Source organism: Algoriphagus sp., from assembly GCF_046296635.1.
GTDB lineage: Bacteria > Bacteroidota > Bacteroidia > Cytophagales > Cyclobacteriaceae > Algoriphagus.
The window spans coordinates 1-23,375 of sequence record NZ_JBKBKZ010000031.1; the positions used below are offsets into that span (position 1 = coordinate 1).

The 23,375-nt window shown below is 41.3% G+C and carries 17 protein-coding genes; 7 read left to right on the top strand and 10 right to left on the bottom strand.

Features of this window, described 5'->3' with window-relative positions; all coding sequences use genetic code 11:
* Nucleotides 1-264 precede the first annotated feature (264 nt).
* Nucleotides 265-447 (top strand): GIY-YIG nuclease family protein, encoded by a 183-nt coding sequence (locus ACK4HU_RS18530; RefSeq protein WP_409809212.1) that lies wholly within the window; start codon nt 265-267, stop codon nt 445-447.
* A 331-nt stretch (nt 448-778) separates the two neighbouring features.
* On the opposite strand, the gene ACK4HU_RS18535 is transcribed toward ACK4HU_RS18530, so the two are convergent.
* From ACK4HU_RS18535 to ACK4HU_RS18565, 7 genes are all read right to left on the bottom strand, one after another.
* The gene (locus ACK4HU_RS18535; protein ID WP_409809213.1) at nt 779-1,375 is read right to left on the bottom strand and encodes a hypothetical protein; all 597 of its coding nucleotides are present in this window, start codon (nt 1,373-1,375) and stop codon (nt 779-781) included.
* Between the two features lie 35 nt (nt 1,376-1,410).
* Nucleotides 1,411-3,771, bottom strand: a complete 2,361-nt coding sequence (locus tag ACK4HU_RS18540) for a TonB-dependent receptor (protein WP_409809214.1) — start codon at nt 3,769-3,771, stop codon at nt 1,411-1,413.
* 564 nt (nt 3,772-4,335) lie between these two features.
* The gene (locus tag ACK4HU_RS18545; protein WP_409809215.1) at nt 4,336-4,770 is read right to left on the bottom strand and encodes a hypothetical protein; all 435 of its coding nucleotides are present in this window, start codon (nt 4,768-4,770) and stop codon (nt 4,336-4,338) included.
* Nucleotides 4,771-4,869: 99 nt separating this feature from the next.
* On the bottom strand, nt 4,870-5,013 hold the full coding sequence (locus tag ACK4HU_RS18550; protein WP_409809216.1) for a hypothetical protein: 144 nt from the start codon (nt 5,011-5,013) through the stop codon (nt 4,870-4,872).
* 5 nt (nt 5,014-5,018) lie between these two features.
* Entirely contained in the window at nt 5,019-6,200 is a 1,182-nt protein-coding gene (locus tag ACK4HU_RS18555) for a class I SAM-dependent rRNA methyltransferase (protein WP_409809217.1), read from the bottom strand.
* A complete protein-coding gene (locus ACK4HU_RS18560; protein WP_409809218.1) occupies nt 6,187-7,584 on the bottom strand; it encodes a sodium:solute symporter family protein in 1,398 nt (465 codons plus the stop codon). The genes ACK4HU_RS18555 and ACK4HU_RS18560 overlap by 14 nt, the downstream gene beginning before the upstream one ends.
* Nucleotides 7,585-7,595: 11 nt before the next feature.
* A complete protein-coding gene (locus tag ACK4HU_RS18565; protein WP_409809262.1) occupies nt 7,596-9,215 on the bottom strand; it encodes an ABC-F family ATP-binding cassette domain-containing protein in 1,620 nt (539 codons plus the stop codon).
* Nucleotides 9,216-9,377: 162 nt separating this feature from the next.
* On the opposite strand from ACK4HU_RS18565, the gene ACK4HU_RS18570 reads away from it, so the two are divergent.
* The 6 genes from ACK4HU_RS18570 (at nt 9,378) to ACK4HU_RS18595 (ending at nt 20,111) form a co-directional block, all read left to right on the top strand.
* Nucleotides 9,378-12,524: a PKD domain-containing protein gene (locus ACK4HU_RS18570; RefSeq protein WP_409809219.1), complete on the top strand. Its 3,147-nt coding sequence runs from the start codon at nt 9,378-9,380 to the stop codon at nt 12,522-12,524.
* 39 nt (nt 12,525-12,563) lie between these two features.
* On the top strand, nt 12,564-15,689 hold the full coding sequence (locus ACK4HU_RS18575; protein WP_409809220.1) for a PKD domain-containing protein: 3,126 nt from the start codon (nt 12,564-12,566) through the stop codon (nt 15,687-15,689).
* 60 nt (nt 15,690-15,749) lie between these two features.
* Complete coding sequence (gene galE, locus ACK4HU_RS18580) at nt 15,750-16,757, top strand: UDP-glucose 4-epimerase GalE (protein ID WP_409809221.1); 1,008 nt, start codon at nt 15,750-15,752, stop codon at nt 16,755-16,757.
* A gap of 260 nt (nt 16,758-17,017) precedes the next feature.
* A complete protein-coding gene (locus ACK4HU_RS18585; RefSeq protein WP_409809222.1) occupies nt 17,018-18,667 on the top strand; it encodes a Na/Pi cotransporter family protein in 1,650 nt (549 codons plus the stop codon).
* Nucleotides 18,668-18,963: 296 nt separating this feature from the next.
* Nucleotides 18,964-19,587, top strand: a complete 624-nt coding sequence (locus ACK4HU_RS18590) for a hypothetical protein (RefSeq protein ID WP_409809223.1) — start codon at nt 18,964-18,966, stop codon at nt 19,585-19,587.
* A 5-nt stretch (nt 19,588-19,592) separates the two neighbouring features.
* On the top strand, nt 19,593-20,111 hold the full coding sequence (locus ACK4HU_RS18595) for a PRC-barrel domain-containing protein (RefSeq protein ID WP_409809224.1): 519 nt from the start codon (nt 19,593-19,595) through the stop codon (nt 20,109-20,111).
* Between the two features lie 112 nt (nt 20,112-20,223).
* Here ACK4HU_RS18595 and ACK4HU_RS18600 read toward each other — a convergent pair whose 3' ends face one another.
* The 3 genes from ACK4HU_RS18600 to ACK4HU_RS18610 all read right to left on the bottom strand — a co-directional run bounded on the left by ACK4HU_RS18600 (nt 20,224) and on the right by ACK4HU_RS18610 (nt 23,235).
* Nucleotides 20,224-21,435 carry an ATP-binding protein gene (locus ACK4HU_RS18600; protein WP_409809225.1) on the bottom strand — a complete coding sequence of 404 codons (1,212 nt, stop codon included), beginning with the start codon at nt 21,433-21,435 and terminating at the stop codon, nt 20,224-20,226.
* A 205-nt stretch (nt 21,436-21,640) separates the two neighbouring features.
* Nucleotides 21,641-22,054, bottom strand: a complete 414-nt coding sequence (locus ACK4HU_RS18605) for a PPC domain-containing DNA-binding protein (RefSeq protein ID WP_409809226.1) — start codon at nt 22,052-22,054, stop codon at nt 21,641-21,643.
* Between the two features lie 197 nt (nt 22,055-22,251).
* Nucleotides 22,252-23,235, bottom strand: coding sequence for a YihY/virulence factor BrkB family protein (locus tag ACK4HU_RS18610; protein ID WP_409809227.1), 984 nt, complete (start codon nt 23,233-23,235; stop codon nt 22,252-22,254).
* Between the last annotated feature and the right edge of the window lie 140 nt (nt 23,236-23,375).

The following is a 23,375-nucleotide window of genomic DNA, read 5'->3' on the forward strand; positions in this document are numbered from 1 at the left end:
CGAGGCCTTTACCGGCACCGCGGAAGAGCCTGACGATCTGGACGAGGATGACGAGCCGCGCAGCGGCGGCTGGCATCCGGCGGACTGAACGGGGCGCGGTTTTGCGTCCCGCGAGCGGGGGGGGGGGGGGGGGGGGCGGGCCCCCCCCCCCCCCCCCCCCCCCCTCCCGGCCAAATATACAAAACCTCGGTGGCCGAGCGGAGTCGAGGCCTAATGTCAATTAGGTTAGGTATTTGAAATCTTCAGAACCTCTATTTTTAAATTATGGAAGCAGTTATGTATATTCTTCAATGTGGCAATGGTTTATACTACGTAGGAAGCACCAAAAATTTGAAAAAAAGACTTGCACAACACCAGTTAGGTGAGGGTGCAAATTTCACCAGAAAACATCTTCCAGTGAAGATAGTGTATTTTGAAAATTTTGATAGAATTGAAGAAGCATTTTAACGAGAAAAACAGGTTCAGAATTGGTCGAGAGTTAAAAAGGAGGCACTTATAAATCGAGACTTTAAAGCTTTAAAAGAATTCAGTAAAGGTAAATCACAGGGCTTATCATAAATTTGAAATCTGATTATCCGCTTCATTGCCATTAGGTTAAAATGACCTCGACTTTTCTCCCCCGCCTATGAAACAAAAACAATCGGTCACCGAGCGAAGTCGAGGTGAAGCAAAATAAAATTTGTCTACTGGCATAATTCCCTATATCCATATTTTTTTTTCTTCGAATCAAAAAAAAGGCAGCCTAATCAAGCTGCCTTTTATTTTTGAGTTGTTTATATTAATTGAGTACAACTGGAAAAGTGATGTCAAGATCTGTCTCTCCACCTGCTTGTACAAAGTTTGCAAAATTAGGGTTTGTGGCGCCTGGGAAGCTTTTATCCAAATCGTGTCTTAGGATTACGCGTAATTGGGCATTGTTTGTTCCTGGGGAAGAAGAAACGACTACCTTGGTTCTTAGTCCGATTCGTTCTCCGCTTGGATCGTCATAGGTTATTGCTAAGATGTTTCCAGTCACGACAGTTCCAAGGAAAAAAAACTGATGCTCATCAGCCTCTTCAAGAATTTCTTTAGTGATATCCTCATTTTCAATACTATTGAAAAGTTCGATAGACATTCTATAGGTTTTTCCTTTAGTCAACGTGACAGTCTGAATAGTAGGTGAAGATCCTACTTCGATTCCTTGCGGATCACTTGCTTTGAATGAAATCACGGAACCTACTGTAACTCCACTTGCATTTAATTCCTGAAATTTAAGTGTGACATCAGTGATTACCTCGCCGTCGTTCTCTTCTTCAGGATCATTACTTTCGCATGAAGCAAATCCCATAGCAAGGGCAACAAAAAGGTAAACAGGCAGTTTTCTTAAATCTTTCATAATTTAAATTGTTTAGTAATAGATTAGTTTGTTTATTAGAATTGGTAATTTAGTTTTAATAAAATATTCCGTCCCATGTCCGCTGTGAAGTAGCGGAATCGGTTCATGTATTCTTTGTATTCGGTATTGAAAAGGTTGTTGATTTGAAATCCAATATTGAATTGATTTTTAGCAAGCTGAATCTTCTTTTGGTATCCAAGATTGATAAGAGCATAAGCAGGGGGAGCAGGAGCCAAATCAAAGTCGGGCTCTCTATTTTGTTGTGCTACCAAAACATTACTAAGTGTAATGCGGTCGGAACTTGGATTTGAATTTTTGCCGAAAGCGAAAGAAAATCCCCAATCCATTCGATCAGATGGAATGAATGGGAAATAATTCCCTTCATCCGTATTTTTAGCACGAATTATAGAGCCCTTCAAGTATCCATTTATTCGATCTGAGAAGGAATAGCTTCCTGAAATATCAAGGCCGTAGAAGAAGGCATCTGCCTGAAGGTATTCATAGACATTAAACGTGCCGCGAAGCGAGACAACAGTTTCTCCGGTCGGACTTAAATAGATGTAGTTCTGGATTTGATTAGCATAAGCCGTGATTTCAACCAATGCTTTTTCTGTTTCATATTCCAGTCCATTGACCCATTTGAGTGAGTTTTCAGAAACCATGTTAGGATCACCGATTTCTACAGCAGCAGCGCCATGGTGAAGACCCTGACTGAATAGCTCATTGATGTTTGGCGGTCTCCAAGCTGTGCCCAGATTACTTGTAAAGGCAAATTTTGGACTCAAATGGTATAATCCACCAATAAATGCGGAGAAGTTTTGGTAGTCAAGTTCTGCCTCCTGCAGTTCTCCACCTACAAATCTCGCTGCACTTACGGTTCTGAAATCGTATCGTAAGCCACCTTCCAATTCAAGTGGGCCTTTCAGGTATTTTTCGATGGCATAAATCCCCCCGTTGAACATGTCATAATTCGGAATTAGTGGAGTAACTCCAGTCCCAGGGACATTGCTGTTCGCTTGCTGGATGACATTTATACCAAAAGATCCACTCCAGTTGGATTTCAGATTATGATCTAGAAAAAGGTCTACAGTATTGGTGAAAAGCTCTAAATCCAAACTTGGTCGAGCATTCAATTCACCCCTGCGACGGTCAAATTCCTGTCGCTCGTTTAGCTGGAAACCATACTGAAAATTAAGTTTCCAATCCGAATTGAGGTGATAGTGTGATTTGATTTTGGCAAGATGGTGGACGACAACCTGCTTTGGGTTGTTGATTTCATAGCTGAAATCAGCATCGGTAAAAGGTCTACCATTTGAAATGATCTCTTGCAGGTCGGAAAGATTTCCGGTATGAGCATCTCTTAAGATTCCCAATTCTGTATTGAAAAAGCTATAATAGGCCTCCACACCCAGTTTTTTGGAGCTATAACCTACCGCTCCCGAGAAATTGAACTCAGACATGCCTGTGTTCGCTTGGTAATAGTCAGGTGATTTGACATTTCCTGCTCTTTTCGTCGAACCTTGAACTCGATAGCCTAGTCCCTTGATTTTCTCTGAACCACCCTGATGAGAAGCTGCAATATTTCCCATTCCACCATTACTTGCACCCAGAAGATGGATTTCTGTCAAATGTTTTTTTGAGGTAGGAAGAGATGGGGGATTAACCAGAATTACTCCACCCATGGCTTCAGGCCCGAATCGAACAGTCTCCGCACCTTTGATTACGGTAATTTCATCTGCGAGAAAGGGATCAATTTCAGGAGCATGTTCGGCACCCCATTGCTGTCCTTCCAGACGGATTCCATTGTTCAATATCATTATCCTGTTGCTGTGCATTCCGTGAATGACAGGTTTCGAAATAGTATTGCCAGTAGAAAAAGTGGTAACACCGGCCACACGTTTTAAACTTTCGCCCAGACTTTCACCCCTCGACTGAAGCAATGCTTCACCATATAAGGAAGTGACAGCGGTGGTAGTTTGTATCGCCTCCTGATGTCCGTGAACTTCCACACCACCCAATTCAAACGATTCCTCTTCCATTCGGAAGGTCTGAGCAGTGGTGTTACTCGTAAGATTGATTGTTTGTCGGATTTCTTTGTGTCCGAGGTATTGGACGTTAATAGTGTAAGTTCCCGGGCAGAGGTCCCGAATCACAAAATTCCCCCTTTGGTCTGAAACAGCTCCAGTTCGAGTTTCCAAGATCCAGATATAAGCTGCTTCAATCGCGTTGTCGTTTTCTTTGTGTAGGATCTTTCCTCTTATGATTAATTCGCATTTCTGGGCATTGGTTTCAATGCCAAAAATCAAAAAGGCGATTAGTGAGAGGATGGGTCGATAGTGTAACACGGTTGCAAAAGTAATTGCTTCAAAAGAATTAAACCAGAGTTTATGAAACAAAGTTGCAGAAAGTGTTGAGTGGTGGAAAAAGGAAGTTGGGTGCTGGGTGTCGGGATTTGATTGAATAGAATTTTTGAAAAAAGTATAATTAGTGTATATAGTTGTTTTTTAGAAATTCATTAATGAAACATATTCATAACTACTGTGAAATTGTTCAACCCCTTTCGGGGTTGGCTCTTTTGATCCCCAAATTTAATTTCCCTAGGTTGCACCTAGGGCTATTCAGAAGTTCGACCACTTCGTGGTCACATATCTATTCTTTCAAAATATAACTCCGAGAGGGGTCAAACTGACCACTTCTTGGTCATAATTTCCAATTGTTGATAGTTTTATTTCCGACCCCAATAGGGGTCTAACTTCTCAATAGCCACGGGTGGAACCCATGGAATAAAAAAATTGATTGTTGGTCCCGACCCCGTAGTGGGTCGAACTATTCGGGAATCATTATTTTTCATCGGATAAGTAGTTTATCAAATTTTCTTTTTCACCCAACTCTAACTCTTAAAATTACCCAGCCACAAAAAAATCCGGCGATTAACCGGATTCCATAAAGTTTAGTGTTGGTTAGTTCAACCAAGAATTCCATGGAATTCGACTCAGGATCAAAACCAATCCAATCGCATACATCATATAGATGCTTCGAAATTTGCCACGTGAAGCAGCGATTTTCTTCGATCTGATGTATCCGACGCTAATCAGGATGATTGCGATGATATTAATCAATGGATGTTCCAAAGCGGTAAGTCTTGCTGTGGAATCTGACATCGCCCCACCACCTGTTAGTAGGGAAAATCCAACAGGACTGACGAAATATAGAATCAAACCCACTAAAAGCTGAACATGGGAAAAGATAAAGGCGATCATGGCGATCTTCCGATCCTTTTCGGTGAATTCTCTACCGGAAAGCGAACCGATCAGTGCATAAATAATAACCACAATCAGCGCAAGCAATGCGAGATAGGCTATTCCAGAGTGTAAATGTTGAAGTCCGGTGTACATGTTAGTATGATTTGTTGGGTGAAATTAATGCAAAAGAAATTAGGGACATGTCTTAATTGTTCAAAAACCTTTATAGAGATGAGAAAATGTATTGATGATTTATTTAAAACCCATGAATTCTTTGAAGCGCACGACACCGATTTCCTTCAGTCTTTTGTCTCCGGTCTCCCGTGCTGAGCGAAGTCGAAGCATCCAGCCAATTTTCCAGAAATAATTTGAATGATAGAAGAATAGTGTCTTCACATATTCTATTCAATATACAACACCAAGCCCTTCAAGTATTCTGTTTCCGGATGGAAAATATTGATCGGATGGTCAGCGGGCTGGGAGAGTTGGTGTAGGACTTTCACTTTTCTCCCGGTTTCCATAGCCGCGGCAGCGATTGTATGGGCAAACAAACTTTTGTCAACCACCTGACTGCAGGAGAAGGTGAAAATGATTCCTCCAGGTTTGATTTTGCGAATCGCTTCCGCATTCAGTCTCTTGTAAGCCTGAACTGCATTGTGTCGGGCTTTGATATTTTTTGCAAAAGCCGGTGGATCTAAGACGATCAAATCAAAATCATCACCTATCTCCCGAATGTACTTAACTACATCAGCCACAATGGATTCATGCTTTCCAGTGAAACCTGGATTTAACCCTAAGTTCTGTTCAGTGAGTGCAATCGCTTTATTGGAAATGTCCACTGAATGAACTTCAGAAGCACCTTCATTCAGAGCCAAAACTGAAAAACCACCGGAATAACAGAAGGTATTCAAGACCTTTTTTCCTTTGGAATAAGTCGAAACCAATTTTCTATTTTCTCGCTGATCGATGAAAAAGCCCGTTTTTTGACCTTTTTCCCAATCAATGCGATAGGTCGCTCCATATTCCTGAACGAGGTCGGTTTCAGCTTTTCCCCAAACCCAATCATTGGATTCGATGCCGAGATTTTTTGGAAGTGTCTCCGCGCTTTTGTCGTAAACGCCTTTCAACTTTTCTCCAAAAACCACCTGAAGAGCAGCCGAAATCCCAGCGATATGTTTGTGCATACCGATATGATGCGCCTGAATTACCGCTGTTCCATTATAATAATCAATGATCAATCCCGGAAGTAAATCCCCTTCTCCATGAACTAATCTGAATACGTTAGTTTGTTGATTATCAACTAATCCAAGATTTTTTCTTAATTCATAAGCTGAAGCAATTTTTTCATTCCAGAAGTCTTGGTCAATTGCTCTTTCCTCAAAGGAAATAATCCGAACCATAATGGATCCCTGTGAGAAATGACCGATGCCAAGGAATTCCTCTTTCGCAGAAAACACCGTCACCAAATCTCCGCTTTCCAATCCTGGGTCTGCTTTGGCAATGGCTCCGGAAAACACCCAATGGTGGCGACGCTGTAATGAAAACTCTTTCCCTCTTTGGAGGATAATTTTAGGATAACTCATAAGATTCTTCGAGCTTGTTTGGGAAAAGGTGACTTCCCACGATCATGGCAAAGATACTTGCTAAAAGGCCAAAAATATGTGAGGCGATTTCTAATTCCAGATTATCACAAATCAAATACACACTCATCCCGATAAACATGGAAAGGATTGCCCCAGCTTTGGAAGCTTTTTTCCAATAAAGTCCAGCAGTCAATGGCGCAAATAAGGATACCAATAGCAGAATCGAAGCTCCGGCTACAAGCTCATAAATATTGGAATCACGTGAAGCCATGTAAGTCGCAATAAGGGCAACAAACACCACGCTAAACCTCAAAATCCAGAGAAAGTGGAACTCCTTGAGTTTCTCTTTGAAAATGGGCCGAATCAGGTTTTCAGAAATCAAAGCTGCAGGCGCTAGCAAACCGGAACTTGCCGTGCTCATGATTGCAGAAATCAAGGCTCCAAAGAAAATAATCTGCACCGGTAATCCTCCATGCGCCAAAACCATCGAAGGCAGGAGCATTTGCTTGTTTTCAAGGTAGAGTTCGGGATAAAGGACTTTCGCGCCAAGCGCAATAAACAAAGGCAAAAGCCCAAATGTCAAATAAAATCCTCCTGCGAGATAGGCGGACTGAACCGCGACTTTTTCGGATTTGGCGGACATCACCCGTTGATAAATGTCCTGACTTGGAATGCTGCCAAGACCAATAATAATCCAAGCGCCGAGATAATTCACCCAAGAAGTAAAACCAGCGTCTGGGAAAAACTGAAAGCTTCCTTCTGGTGATTTTGAGAGAATTTCATTCACTCCTCCAGCTTCTCTACTAATCATGATGGTCACCCAAATGAGCCCAACCACGATCATAGTTGTCTGTATAAAATCTGTGATGGAAATGGCCCACATTCCTCCGAGAAAGGTATAAATCACCACTATTCCGGCAGAAAGGATGATTCCCTGAGTTAAACTCAAATCCGTGACTGTTCCAAAAATCAAACTCAAGGCCACCAACTGTGCAGCAACAAAGCCAAAATACACCGGGACCATAAATACAGTGGCAAAAAACTCTACACGCTTTCCAAATGCTCGCTTGAAAACATCTCCAATGGTCAACACACCCATCCGATACATCGGTCGTAAGTAAAACATGCCGAACAAAATCAGACAGAGCGCTCCTCCAAAAGGATCTTCCATCACGCCCTGAAGGCCTTCTTCCAGAAAAACAGACGAAGCTCCAAAGATAGTCTCCGAACCAAACCAAGTAGCAAAAAGGGCAGAGGCAGAAAGAAAAAGTGGCAGGGATCGCCCTGCCAAAACAAAGTCATTGGAATTCTTGACCAACTTGGAAGCCCAAGCTCCTACAGCAACCGTAATTGCCAAGTAGATGATGATTGCAGTGAGGAGCAATGACTTAAGAGTTAGCTTTTGCCATACATTTTTTCTCGGATTCCTTTGATTTCTTCGCTTGCGAGGTAATCATCATAAGGCATTCTGCGGTCTATGGTTCCATTTGGAGTGAACTCTACTATTCTGTTGGCGGAAGACTGCACGAAAGCGTGGTCATACGAACTCATCAGCACCGTTCCGTTGAATTCGACGATTGCGTTGTTGAAAGCAGTGATTGATTCCAAGTCGAGGTGATTGGTTGGTTCGTCCATCACGAGGAGGTTTGGATTCTGGAGCATCATACGGGAAACCATGCAGCGAACCTTTTCTCCTCCGGAAAGGACTGTACATTTTTTGAAAGATTCTTCTCCTGTGAAAAGCATCCGACCAAGGAAAGTCCGCACATAAGCTTCTTCTTGATTGGTCGAATATTGTCTCAACCAATCAATCAAATTCAAATCAGTTTCGAAGTATTTGGCGTTGTCGTTTGGCAAATACGCTTTGTTGATGGTCACGCCCCATCTCATAGAACCTTTGGTTGATGGGATTTCCTCCATGATCGTTTGGAAGAATTTATTGACCGCCTGCTTGGTTTTGGAGATGAAAGCGATTTTGTCGCCCTTGTCCACCATGAGGTTCACATCTGTGAAGTAAGTAACCCCGTCTGCTTTCAACTCCAGGTTCTCAGTCATAAAGATCTGATCACCCGCTTCTCTTTCAGGCTTGAAGATGATACCGGGATATTTCCTGGAAGAAGGCTCGATATCATCGATATTGAGCTTCTCGATCATTTTCTTTCGGGCAGTTGCCTGCTTGGATTTTGCCACGTTGGCAGAGAATCGATCAATGAAGGACTGCAATTCCTTTCGCTTATCTTCTGCTTTCTTGTTGGAATCAGATCGTTGCTTGAGCGCGAGTTGAGAAGATTCGTACCAGAAGGTATAGTTACCGGAGTAGATTTTGATTTTGCTAAAATCGATATCCACCACGTGAGTAGAGACCGTATCCAGAAAGTGTCTATCGTGAGAAACTACGATTACGATGTTTTTGAAGTCCAAAAGAAAGTTTTCCAACCACTCGATGGTGTCGGAATCCAAGTCGTTGGTAGGTTCATCGAGAATTAGGATATCAGGATTGCCAAAAAGCGCCTGCGCTAATAAAACCCGTACTTTTTGGTTACCGGCCAATTGATTCATCGGCAGATAGTGAAGATCTTCAGAGATTCCCAAACCGGAAAGCAGGGAGGCCGCATCTGATTCTGCATTCCAACCGTCCATCTCAGCAAATTCGGACTCGAGTTCGGAAGCACGCAAGCCATCCGCTTCGGAGAAATCCTCCTTTAGATATAGCGCGTCCTTTTCGGACATGATGGAATAAAGTTTCTTGTGACCCATCAGCACGGTCTTCAGGACTTCGACTTCGTCAAAAGCAAAGTGGTTTTGGCTCAAAACAGCCATTCGCTGGCCTGGAGTTATATTTACCGAACCGGAAGTCGAGTCGATTTCGCCGGAAAGGATTTTCAAAAAGGTGGATTTTCCCGCGCCGTTTGCGCCGATCACCCCATAGCAATTGCCGGTGGTGAATTTAAGGCTGACCTCATCGAAGAGGGTTCGCTTACCAAACTTGAGGGATAAATTATCTACTGAAATCATGAATTTTCTGCTTTTTAGAGGCACAAAGATAGGGAAATTAATTTTTTCAGGCTTAGCAGTTCCCTTGGCATATTGAGTCAATTTTGGCATTTGTCAAATTTTATGATAGAATATTTTTGCTTTGATTATATTCAAAGTTCTTAATGCCCCACTTATAGTTTTATGAGATTAATGTTTGCGCGGTTGGTTTTTGTTTTGTTGCTGTTGAGCACTGGGAATTCAGCGTTTGGTCAGCTTTCTACTGTCGGGAAGGAGTTCTGGGTGGGTTTCATGGAAAACAATCGGATCGGTAGCTCTGGCAATAATGCAGGAGCACCGGATTTTGCAGTAATAGAGATCACAGCCAATGAAAATTCTACAGGGGCTATAGAATATCAGGGAGTTTCTACGCCCTTCATACTTACGGCAGGTCAACAATTTACACTCAGAGTTCCCTCTCAGGATTTGGATTTACTTCATCGAAGTTCGGGTGCGATTGAAAATAAAGGAATCCATATTACCTCCTCCGGAAAAATTGCAGTGCACGCATTTAACGAGCGATTTCGAAGTGCTGATGGGACAGTTGTCTTGCCGATTGGGGCCTTGGGCAGGGATTATTATGTGACTTCTCATTTTGAGACACTCACAGTCAACGTGAATTATGATGCCAATACAAATAACGAGAGCACACTTCTGGTGGTAGCCACCGAAGATAATACAGAGATCGAAATTACCACCAGTGTAAATTCCATAAGTGGAAATCAAGCAGGAACACCCTCAACTATCACACTTAACAGAGGACAAAGTTATCAGATCAAAGCAAGGGCTGATTTGACTGGTTCGAGAGTGCGGGTCATTGGCGACAATGCTGATGAATGCAAGAAAATAGCAGTTTTCGGTGGAAATAAATGGACTTCGGTAGGAAATTGCGGACAAGCAAATGACGTCCTTTTCCAGCAGACTTACCCCGTCAATACATGGGGTTCAAGTTTTGTTCACGTTGCACTTTCCGGGAGGACCTCTGGAGAATTGGTGAAGGTGCTCGCTTCTGAGGATAATACCGAAGTGAGAGTTAACGGAACTCTCCAAGGAACGATAAATCGAGCAGAATTTTTGACTCTGGAATTTGGAATCAACGAATCCGGAAAAATTGATACATCTAAACCTTCTTCGGTTTCTGTTTTTTCCAAAAGTATGGCCTGCAATCAACCCACGGCACCTGGAGCAACGAATGGAGATCCATTTATGATCACTTATAGCCCCAGTGAGCAGTTTCTGAGAGGATTGACATTTAATGCTATAAATCTACCATCCATCACAGCTCATTATGTGAATATTGTAGTCAAAACCGGTACTCAGGATGCTACATTTTTGGATGGGGTGAATATTGGAGGGCAGTTTAATTTGCTTTTGGCCGACCCAAATTTTCATTATGCCAGAGTCAATATTTCAAAAGGGGTTCATCAATTACGTAATGCTCAAGGGTTCGCAGCCTACGTTTATGGTTTTGGTAATTTGGAGTCCTATGGCTACGCTGCAGGTGCGGCATTGGATAATCTCAATTTCGCAGCAGATTCGGGATATGATTTTGAGGTGGAAGGTGAAAAAGTCGCTTGTCTCAATCAGGAGGGACTATGGGAAATTAATTCTGAGAATCCTGACTTTATGTACTTTGTTTGGAATTTTGGTGATGGTACTGACCCCCAAGTCGGGAAGGAAGTTGGACATATTTATACTAAACCCGGTAATTATGAAATTAAAGTATCTGCGGCCTTAAGTCCAAATTCCTGCGATGAACAGGAGGAAGTGACCTTTGAAGTAGAAGTTTTCGAAACCAAGGGAGAGTTGTTGGGAGAAACTTCAGTGTGCCCTGAAGTGGAACAGGTAATGTATCGAATGAAGGATCTATTTAATGTGACAAAAGGAGCGTTTGAAGTAGATGGAGGATTGATTGTGGCAGATTATGGGGATTCTGTTCTTGTTAATTGGGGACCGGCCAATACGGAAGCCAAGCTTAGATTGATACCCTATTCACAGAATGGTTGTCCTGGCCCGCCGATTGAATTGCCCGTGGTAATTAATCAGAGAATAGAGGTAATCTCAGCTGTAGGTGAACTTCAGGTCTGCTTTGATCCTCTGATTCCCCATATTTATTCTGCACCCAATGCAATTACAGGCAGGGGATACGATTGGGTGGTGACAGGTGGTCAAATTATTTCCGGTCAAGGAGAATCGAAGATTGAAGTCAGTTGGGATCAGCCGGGAATCACCGGAATAGTAGAGTACACTGCTTACAGCCTAGTCGATAATCAGTGTGAGGGAAAGGCAGCACCAATTCAAATTCAAGTTGCAGGGGAATTTTTGGCAGACGTAAGTGGAATTGATGCCATAGGATGTGCAGGTTTGAACTCCGGAAGCATTTCTTTAAATATTCAGGGAGGTAATACCCCCTATAAATTCGTGTGGCAACATGATCCTTCACTCAATTCCCCAACGGCGTTGAATTTATCGGCAGGAACTTACAGTGTAAAAGTAACCGATCAATTGGGATGTGAGCGCATCCTTGAAAACATTGAAGTAGTTGAACCGGCACCCCTTGAAGTGTTAGCTGTGTCGCCAATTGGTGTTTCTTGTTTCGGTAAGCCGGATGGAGAATTGACCTTGAATGTCACAGGAGGAGTTGTGCCATATTCTATTCAATACGAGGGTTTAAAAACATTTTCCGGCACGATTTCACTAGCCGGTTTACCGTCGGGGAATTATAATTTGGAGGTTAAAGATTCGAATGGGTGTGTCATACCTGTAAGTTTTGAAATTACCTCTCCGGTTGCTTTGGCAGTGGATGTAAGGATGGAAAAGCCTGCCTGCCCGGGTGGAGCTAACGGAGAACTTTTTGTGCTTCCTTCCGGAAGTGCCGGACCCTATATTTACCGATGGATTGATTCGGATTTGGTAGGGAATGGAAATTTTGTTGCCGGGCTCAGTGCTGGAACTTACGAACTTGAAGTTCAGGATGCGGCAGGTTGTGTGAGTATCGGAAGAGGAATTGTTAAAGAGGCTGCTCCTCAGATTAGAATGCCGACCGGTTTCGACCCAAGACAAGGAACAGGTTTGTACGAGGGAGTTTCAAACTGTGAGACAGATTTTGAGTTGTTGATTTATAATCGTTGGGGACAGTTGATTTACTCCGGAGTGACAGGTTGGGATGGAATGGTAAATGGGGAATTTGCTGGGACCGGGTCTTACAGCTTTTTTGTGAGGTATTCATTCGTTTTGGAGGGAGTGCGAAAAGTAGAAGAAAAGAGAGGCTCTTTTATCCTGATTAGGTAAGGGAAAGCGGCTGGGAGGGTAAGTGATATGAATCAAAATTTGCCAATTACCAAGCTTTTGTTTTTGGTGTTTTTCATTTTGGGAAACAGTTTTTTTACATTGGCGCAGCTCAATACCGTCGGAAGAGAATTTTACATTGGTTTTTTGGAAAATGGCAGGAGCTTGGACACAGTCAATGTCCAGTCAGAAAAGGCGGTCCTGATTATCACAGCAAATGAAAAATCCTCGGGAACGATCGAAACTCCAAAGCAGACGCTTTCTTTCGATTTGGCAAAAGGGCAGCGATTAATTCAAGAATTTGATGCCATTGGTGAAGGATTAATTCATCCTATATCGGGCCAGGTCAGCCCAAGATTCCTTCACGTAATCTCCACAGGAAATATTGCAGTTCATGCCTTAAATGGGAGAGCTTATAGCACAGGGTCCACGGTGGTTTTGCCTGTAGAATCCCTCGGTTTGGAATACATGGTGATGGCCCATCACGAGCGAGCTAATGTGATTAATTCCCCTTTAAACCACACCACAATGGAGAGCTCGATGATCGTAGTAGGAACTGAAAATAATACGGAAGTGGAAATATTGCCATCTGTCCAAACTTCTACAGGAATACCGGCCAATTATTCCCTAAAAATCAAACTCAATGCAGGAGAATCTTATCAAATCAAATCAAATGGTGATTTGTCCGGAACAATCGTGAGAGTACTGAATGACAATAATACCAACTGTAAGAATGTGGCTGTCTATGCAGGAAATCGAATGTCAAGTTCCGGTGTATGCGGTACCACAGGGGACCACTATTTTCAACAAGCGTACCCGACCAAAACTTGGGGCAAATCCTTCATACACGTTCCGCAGAAGGACCGAACCTCAGGAGAATTTGTCAAAGTCTTGGCTTTGGAGAACGGCACGGATGTCTTTGTGAATGGGAAGTTGGAGACGAGGCTAAATGCGGGGAAATTTATTCGATTTGAATTTGGAAAAAATGATGTGGCAAACATCGAAACATCCAAACCAAGTTCGGTCGCTGTTATTTCCAAAAGCGGTTTTTGCAATGAGTTTTTTACCGCCTCCTTGGGTGATCCCAACTTTTTCTCTTATTCACCAAATGAGCAAATGATCGATGAAATCCAGTTTTCAACGGGAATTCTTTTTGGGAGATTTAACCTGACGGTTGATCACTTTTTGAATATCATTGTCACAAAAGGATCGGCGAGAAAGACAATTCTGAATGGGCAGAATATCGGTGCACAGTTTAAAGCTGTTTCTGGAAGTAACTTCGAATATGCACAAATTCAAATTCCGGAAGGTGTAAATAGACTCATAAATCCTGATGGCTTTATCGCCTACGCTTATGGTTCAGGTCAAGTCGAATCCTATGGTTTTGTGGTGGGAACAGGCACGGAGAGTGTACAATATGAAACCGAAACCAAGTATTCCTTTGAAGTGATCGGAGATAAAGTCGCCTGCCTAAATCAGGAAGGGACTTGGAAAATTTTCCCTGAAAATCAGGAATACAAGGAATTCACCTGGTCTTTTGGTGATAATACTCCGGTGGTGGAGGGGCAGGAGGCCAAACATACTTATCAAACTCCGGGGAAATACATTATCAGCGTTTTAGCCTCCACAGGTGAGGGACTTTGTAATAAGGAGGAGACTTTTCGATTTGAAGTGGAGGTAAAAGACTTGAACCCAATTCTTATTGGTCCCGAGTCAGTTTGTCCTTTGATCGATGAGTTTACTTATACTTTGGAAGACACGACAAATATGGAAAGGGTCGTGTGGACGATAAGCGGCGGGACGATCTTGGAAGAGACTCCTATCTCGGTCAAAGTCAAATGGGGTGTACCCAATCCAAAGGCTAAACTAACTGCAATTCCATTCACTGATCAGGGCTGTCCTGGTGAAGAATTGATTTTAAATGTAAACATCACTGAAACCATCGAACCAGCATTCCCTCGCGGGAATTCGGGGCTTTGTGGGCCAAATGAGGTTTTGATTTACGAAGTTCCATTTCAATCAGCCGGAAGAAATTATACTTGGTTTGTTACTGGTGGAAGCTTGGTTTCCGGTCAAAATTCTCCTCAGGTTGAAATTCTTTGGGATTTGAATGCAGGGAAAAAAACTATCTATTTCGAGGAAATCAGTAAAATTAACGGAGCCTGTGCTGGGACTTCCAAGGTTTTAGAAGTGATCATTTATCCGCAATTCAAACTTGGTGAACCAGTCGTTTTAAATCCAGCTTGTCCCGGAGAAAACAATGGTAGCATCCGACTCAATCCAAGCGGAGGCTCAGGAAAATACGAATTTCAATGGACTCATAATCCGAGTTTGAAAACCGGAATTGCCGAAAATCTATCTAGTGGCGAATACGAAGTGACAGTTTCCGATCAGACGGGTTGTGCAGTGGAGAAATTGATTATTTCCTTGACAGAACCTGATCCCTTGAGAGTTGAAGATGCAGTATTTGTTTTTTCAAATTCTTGTTTTGGTAAAACTGACGGGGAATTTTTGATCAAACCTCTAGGTGGAAATCCGCCTTTTAGTGTGGTTGGAATGGAATCTATATGGAACGGAATTGAATTGCAAGTTTTGGGTGTGGGCCCTGGGACTTATAATTTGAGGATTTTGGACAGTCGAGGCTGTTCGGTTAGAGTTGAAGCCAAGATGGAAGGCCCTGAAGATATTTCAGTTTTGGCGAGAGTTGGAAATCCGGGTTGCGAGGGAAGTTTGGATGGAGTTTTGGAATTGGAGATCAGCGGGGGAACCGGACCTTATGAAGTACTTTGGGATTCCGGGAAAACTGGTAGTCGAATCGAAGAATTGCCTTACGGGGAATTCTCATACCTAATTACAGATGCAAATGGCTGTGTTTTGACCGGAACTGCGATTGTCAATCAAGCAAAACCTGAAGTACGTATGCCAACAGGGTTTAATCCTAGGAATGGAGTTTATCAAGCCGTATCCAATTGCACGATCAATTTTCAAATTACTATTTGGGACCGATGGGGAGGCTTGATTTATTTTGGGTCAGAAGGTTGGAATGGCTTGATCAAAGGAATCGAGGCTCCTGCAAATTCCTATTCCTACCTATTCCGTTATACTTATATGTTAGAAGGAAGAGAAACTATCTCTGAGAAAAGGGGAACTTTCACGTTGATTCGATAGGTTTTTCCGTTCATTCGGAGGAATTGAATAGTTTTACGAGAGAACGACTTTAAAACAAAAATGAAGAAAATTTTAATTACCGGTGGTGCCGGATATATTGGTTCCCATACAGCTGTGGAATTATGGAATGCAGGAATGGAACCGATTATTTTGGATGATTTATCCAACTCAGAGGAGCGAGTAATAGACCGTCTAGAGGAGATTACCGGAAAAAGGTTTGCCTTTTACCAAGGGGATTGCAACAAAAAATCACTGCTTAAATCCATTGCAGACAAGCATAAAATTGAAGGTGTGATTCATTTTGCGGCTTTCAAGGCTGTAGGGGAAAGTACTGCGCAACCCCTGAAATATTACAAAAATAATGTAGGCTCCTTGATGGTCTTGCTTCAGTTTATGCAGGAGCGAGGAATTAAAGACCTGGTTTTTTCATCTTCTTGTACTGTTTATGGGCAGCCCGAATTTCTACCAGTGACAGAAGCTACACCAAGGCAAGAGGCAGAAAGTCCCTATGGGAACACAAAAAAAATCTGCGAAGATATTTTGATTGACTTAGTTAAAAGCAGAGCGGGAATACGGGTTATTTCTCTTCGTTATTTCAATCCTGTCGGAGCCCATCCAAGCGCAAAAATCGGTGAACTGCCACTTGGTACTCCAAATAATCTTGTTCCTTACATCACGCAAGTTGCATCTGGAATCCGCGAAAAATTAACTGTTTTCGGAGATGATTACGATACTTCGGACGGAAGCTGTGTGAGGGATTACATCCATGTGGTGGATTTGGCAGATGCACATGTGAAGGCTTTAGCCTTTCTAAATGATCAGGAAAACAATTTCTATGATGTGTTCAATGTGGGCACAGGAAATGGGAATACAGTTTTGGAAGTAATTCATGCTTTCGAAAAAGTAAGTGGAGTAAAGCTCAACTATCACATCGGACCTAGAAGGCCTGGCGATGTAGTGAAAACTTGGGCAGATACCACCAAAATCAACAAAGTACTCGGTTGGGAGGCAAAGTATTCTCTGGAAGATTCGATGCGAGACAGCTGGAATTGGCAGAAGAAGTTGTAGTAAAAATATTGGAACCGGGGTTTTATCCCGGTTTTTTTTGTTAGGAGTTTTAAAGGTTCCCGCCGATCACCGCAGAAAAAAGTTGCTGATATGCGCAGATTTTTTTGATAGGTTTAACCTTGATCATTGTCTAGATTTTGAAATCCATTAATTTCTACTCTCGATTAGGCCATCACCCATGATGTAGTTATTTTCCACTTTTGAGGAAAAACAAGTCTGATTCAATAGTTTTCATTGATTTTGTACTACTTTCATTTAGTATGACAGGAGCAATTAATTTTAATTTTTGGCTATTCATGGCCGGTTTGGGGCTTTTTCTTTTTGGAATGTATCATTTAGAAAAAGGCCTAAATGGGTTGGCCGGAAAGTCGTTTCGAAATTTATTGGAGAAGGTCACCAACAAACCATGGAAAGGAGTACTCACAGGAGCATCGGTTACCGCCGTGGTGCAAAGTAGTTCTTTGGTGACGCTCTTGGTAGTTGCTTTTTTGGGAGCGGGAATGATGCCTCTTACCAGTGCTATCGGAATCGTATTAGGAGCAAATTTGGGTACTACTGTTACCGCTTGGATTGTGGCTACTTTAGGATTCAAGGTAGATATTTCCAATTTGTCATTTCCTTTTTTAGCAATAGGTACATTCACTTATGTGATGTTGGACAGGCGCAAAAACCTGAAAAACATCGGTAGTTTTCTAATTGGTTTTGGATTACTTTTTTTGGGTTTGGATTACCTTAAAGAATCCATTGAAGACCTCTCAACACAAATAAATTTATCAGAATTTGTTGGTTTTGGCCTTTGGGTTTTCTTAGTAATAGGCATCGTTATTACGGCACTTATTCAATCCAGTTCTGCGATGATTGTAATTGTCCTGAGCGTGTTATACTCGGGGATGATAGATATTTATCAGGCTATGTCGATGATAATTGGCGCAAATATCGGAACTACTTCCACCTTGATTCTAGCTTCACTCAAAGGTCCTGCTGACAAAAAGAGGTTAGCCACTGTTAATGTATTCTTTAATGTAGTGAGTGGTACAATTGCTTTTATATTCCTTAAGGAATCGATTGATTTTGTATTGAATAGACTTCATATTACTGAGCCTTTGATGGAATTGGTTTTACTCAACACCCTCTTGAATTTGGGTGGAATTATACTTTTTTTCCCCTTCATTGGCTTTATTGGCCAGTTTATGCAAAAAAGATTTTTGGACACTAGGGATGTACCTCATACTGAATTTATTCAATTCGCCATGGTTGAGGTTCCTGATCTAGCACTTCAAGCTATGAAAAAGGAACTTTCAAGGTTATTTTACCTTACCGAAAGCTTCATCGTTGAGTGTATGAAAATAGATTTTGGGAAGCCAAAAACCGAGCGATTTATTGATTCATTTCTGAGTGTCTCAGCCGGAGAATTGGAGAAATACGCCTTTTTGAAGAAAATTGAAGATGAGATCAGTGAATTTTATTACAGGCTTCAAGAGTATAATCTAACGGAACCTGAATCTAAGTTGCTGAGTTTGTACATGCACAAACTTCGTGAACTTATATATGCAGCCAAAGAGATTAAGGATGTGCACTTAAATATCCTTTCTATCCATAGCAGTGAGGATAAGGTAGCACTTGAGATTTTGAGTGATTTGCAACAACTGGTTGTCGAAAAAATTGAAGAACTCAGGGGATACATTGATTCGGATATTGCTCAAAAACCGATTACAGAACAGCAACTTGACTTGAGTAATTTTTACAAGAAAACGATCAACAAGCTCTATAAGACTAGTTATACTGGTCAAAATGTTCCTATTTCAACGCTTACAAATGTCATTAGGAAAACTATACAGTCAATGGAGAATCTGTCGCGTTCAGTCTGTGATAAGGTGCAAGAAGAGGAGATTTTGTCTGAGATTAATTAAGGTCCTTAGAGATGAAGTATGAGATCATCCCACACAGATCAAGAATTTGAAAATTTAAAATTAAAAATCCTTCCAATCATACATCCAAAACGCACCCAGAAGGGTGTCAATTGAGTAAGACCCTACGCAAATTGGGCTTCGTTCCAAATTTTTATTTTTTTCTTTAATCTTCAAAATAAACAGGTTTGGAATGCCTCTAGGCTGATTATTAGCCGAATCTCATTAGGAAATTTCGAAAAAGATCAAAAGGAGTAGTTTTTGATTCTTTGAGCTGTAACTATCAAAAAACATTTATTATGGCTGAAATAAAAATTGAAAAGAAAAGTACTCCAATATGGCCTTGGATACTTTTGGGCGTCGCCCTTCTTGCACTTTTGATTTACCTCTTTTCCTCCAGGGATGAAGGAAATGGGCGAGATGAAATAACAGAGGTAAGAACTGAAGAATCCTCTTATGCTTCCAGTAGCCGAGAGGTTACCGGTAATAATTCCGCGGTCCTTGCATTTGTAAGTTTTATAAGGGAGGATCCAGATCAAATGGGCCTTGACCATAGGTTTACAAATGAAGCGCTTTCGAGACTAACCAGTGCAACTAATGCTATGGCTGATAAAGTTGGGTATAATGTCCAACAGGATATGTCACAGGTGAGAACTCATACGGATAAAATCACCAAGGACCCTTTTGAGACTACTCATGCCAATTCTATTAGAGAAGCAACTGGAAGTTTGGCTACTGCTTTAAAGAATATTCAGCAAAAAGCTTTTCCAGGTTTGGCAAGCGATGCTGATAAAGTTAAGAATGCTTCTACAGCTATTAAGGCTAACGTGCTTACGTTGGATCAGAAAAAAGAAGTCAAAAATTTCTTTAAGGAGTCAGCACAATTGCTTGAAAAAATGAATAGTAACTCTCCAAAACAGTAGAAAAAATGTCAGAACATAAGAAAAATCTATATTACCTAAGTGATCTTTCCGATTATAAGGTAGCTTCAGATAATAGTGATGTCAGAGGTTGGGAAGTAGAAGACACCGATCATCGCATCATAGGAAAAGTAGATCGTCTGCTAGTAAACAAGAATACAGAACGGGTGGTATATCTCGATATCGAAGTTGATAATTCGCTAATTGAAGACGGGCACGAGGTCTACAATACTTCATCAAGCGAAGGTGTTCATGAGTTTCTAAATAAGGACGGAGAAAATCATTTGATCATACCGATTGGGCTGGTGAACTTGGATAAAGAAAATAAAAAAGTAGTTTCCAATGAAATTACGCACAGCACTTTTGCAAAAACCAAAAGACTTGGAAAAGGAACGGACGTGGACAGGGACTATGAAGTATCAGTCTTTAAAAATTATTTTCCTGAAAAGCAATTTGATGAAAATGACTTGATGGATGAGAATTTTTACAACCGTCGGGAGTTTCAAAATTCCAAAGAGCGAGAGTAAGGTTTTTTCCTTGTTAAGTTTAAAAAAGGATTGGGTGCGGCGATTAGCCACACCCTTTTTTTTGTATGATAGGGAGAACTTTTAGAATCAATACAAAAGTCAAGGTGAGTGGTCAAGCAGTCGCAAGCATATGAAAAGGCAGCACCTTTATCCTAAATCCATCTTGCTCAAATTCATCTTCCTGCCCAAATGTAACTAACACAGCTTCCTTCTTTTCAAAGAACCTCATAGCTTCCCAAAGACCTTCGAGTTCTCTCTTGAGATTCTCGGGATTTAACTCATGGCATACTTGGACTAACTCCACAAGTCCTTGTCTGTCATAGACTACTAAATCACATTCATGTTTTTCTGCGAAATAATAGATTTCCTGATGCTTCCTGCGAAAATGTAAAAAGACCATATTTTCAAACCTTCTACCATGATCCTCTGAAAACGATCTGGAATTCATAGTAACCAATCCAGTATCTATAGAATATACTTTTTTAGCGTTGATCAATTGCTTCCGCTGTGAATAGCTAAACTTAGGCACAAAAAAGAATAACCAACTTTCTTCCAAATAGGAAAAATACTCCATCACCGTACTGGTAGCCTTGATTTCTAAAACTTTTCGAAGGTTATTACCAGACACTAGTTTCGCCACATTGGATATCAAGTAGATGGCTAGATTCTGCAAAGATTTCACATCCCTTACGCCATATCGGACTGCGATATCCCGAAGTAATAGATCATCCAGTAATTGATGAAGTAATTCCGATCTCCCAGTTTTCAAATACTCTGGAAATCCTCCAGATGTTAAATACCCTGCTGAACTTTCCTTTGATTTCTCCAAGTCCTGAAATTCACAGTATTGATCAAAGGAAAACGGGAAAAGCTCTCGGGTGACGTGTCTACCGGTGAGTTTGGTGCCTAATTCTCTGCTGAGCAAAGACGCATTAGAACCTGTGATTACGATGTTGAAATTTTCCTGATCGAGTTTCTGACGAACGTATCTTTCCCAACCCGATACGACTTGCACTTCATCCAAAAACAAGGAGGTTTGTCCTTGTTCGGTAAGGATTTTATCGATTTTCTGAAAATCCTCTACAGAAAAACCATAAAGTCTTGGATCTTCAAAATTAAGATAGAAAGCTTCAGGGTATTGATTTTCCAGTAATTGGACTAAAAGTGTACTTTTTCCACATCGCCGAATTCCTGATATGATCAATGCATGGCTTTTGATCAATGAAAAATCATCTAATTCATTGCGAAGCAATCCGAGCGGTCTGTTTTGAAGATTATCTTTTTGACCTAAGGCCACCTCATAAAGTAAGTCCTTGGATATCATTGCAGGTTATTTCCTAGAAGATACAATAATGTTGTTTAACAAACAACATTAATAAAGTTTAGTAAACAATATTTTCTAATTGTTCCAAGCTATCGGAGAGGCAAGAGCGAGGGAGAAGTCCTTAATCAAGAATTTTCAATAACGAAAATCTTGTAGTGCTTGCTACAATGTTCAGGTTTCTTTAAAAGACTTTTCACCTTAATCTCTAATTTTCTTTCTTCTTAACCACCAACTCCTTATACCCAAAAGTAGGGTCAATTTCACGGGAATAAATATGACCCAAATCTTCGCCTATCACCAGCTCTAAGGTAGTGTAGACAAGGTTGCCATCGAGCAGATGTCCGCCAATCGTGCGTCCGGTACTATCACTCACTGAAAGGTGAATATGATTTCCCTCAGTACTTAGCAAGCCGGTAAGTGATACTATTTCAAAATGTCCTACCGATTGACTGCCCACAGGTTGATTGGCAAAACGTAGATTATATTGGGTGAGACTGCCTACAGCCGACATAATAAAGCCCGCCTCAATTTGATTGTCTGCAATAAATTTCTTGAGTTCAGGCATCACATCATCACCGGGATGGAGGCGCAGGGTATGTACTCGAAGAGAGGAATTCATAGAAGCAGGATTTTGACACTGAAGAAATAACGAACAAAACAATAAGGCCAAGGTGATTTTAGAAAATCTCACGTTTTTTGATTTTTGACAATTTTAAATCAATTCATTTCGCTCCTCGATATTTGCAACCTCGAGAACTTATCTCGGGATTTAATATCCCAAGACAGAACCCTCAAATTGCAAATTTGCAGTATCGATTATTTTGCTTTTTCGTCGATTTCCGAAGAGTTATTGCAGTTTTCATCTGAGGGGTTATCGCATCCTTTTTCAACAATGACCTCTTCTGTCTCTATCTTCATAGCAAAATCCTCTGGGTGAGTTTCTTCTTCATACTTTTCAGCGTAAATCCTGGTAAATGCTGCTCCAAAAAACAAGATTAAGCAAGAGTAAGACACCCAAAGTAAAATCAATACTACGGATCCGGCTGCTCCATAGGCTGAGTTTGGATTTGCAGCTCCGAAATAAAAACTCAGCAATATTTTCCCCAAGTTGAATAGAAAAGAGGTCATAAATCCTCCCAGCCAGACAGATCTCCATTGGATTTTCATATCGGGCATAAACCTGAATATCAGTACAAACAAAAAGCCCAAAACGATGGTGGAGAGTCCGAACTCAAAGATTTGAGCTACAAACACAACACCGGGTTCCCATAGTTTGGACAAATAACCGCTTAAAACGGTCAAGGCGGTAGATGCCACAAAACTTATGATTAATAAAAACGAGATGACCATTACAAAGCCCAAACTGAGCGCCCGGTCTTTAATCAACTTCCATATTCCTGCCTTGGGATCCACCTTAACACTCCAAATTTCATTCATTGATATTTGGAGCTGATAAAAAACTCCAGTTGCTCCAAAAATCAGGATTGCAACGCCCATAATGGTAGCAAAAAAGTTTTTGTCACTGTTTTGTGAATTTTCTATAATCTCAACCACAGATTTAGCTGCATCAGGGCCAATGGCATCCGAAATCTGCTCCGTGATCTCGCCCTGGACTATTTCTCTACCCCAAAATGCTCCAACCAAATTGATCACTACTATCAAAAAGCCCGGTAGGGACAAAACAGCATAATATGCAACTACAGCTCCCAATCTCCAAGGATTATTGAGATTCCAAAGCTTAAATGTGTCCTTCAACATTCCCGGAAGGTGCTTTATCTTGAATCCTTGTTTTTTTCCCATTTTATTAGTTTTTCAGAGGCTTCATAGGCAAAAAAGGAGCCAATAAGGGGTTAATTAAGAATTCAGTATTTATTAATCGATTTTTAAGAAAGAATTTCAAGGTTACGTTCCACTTGATTTAGAAGTTCGATTATATTTTG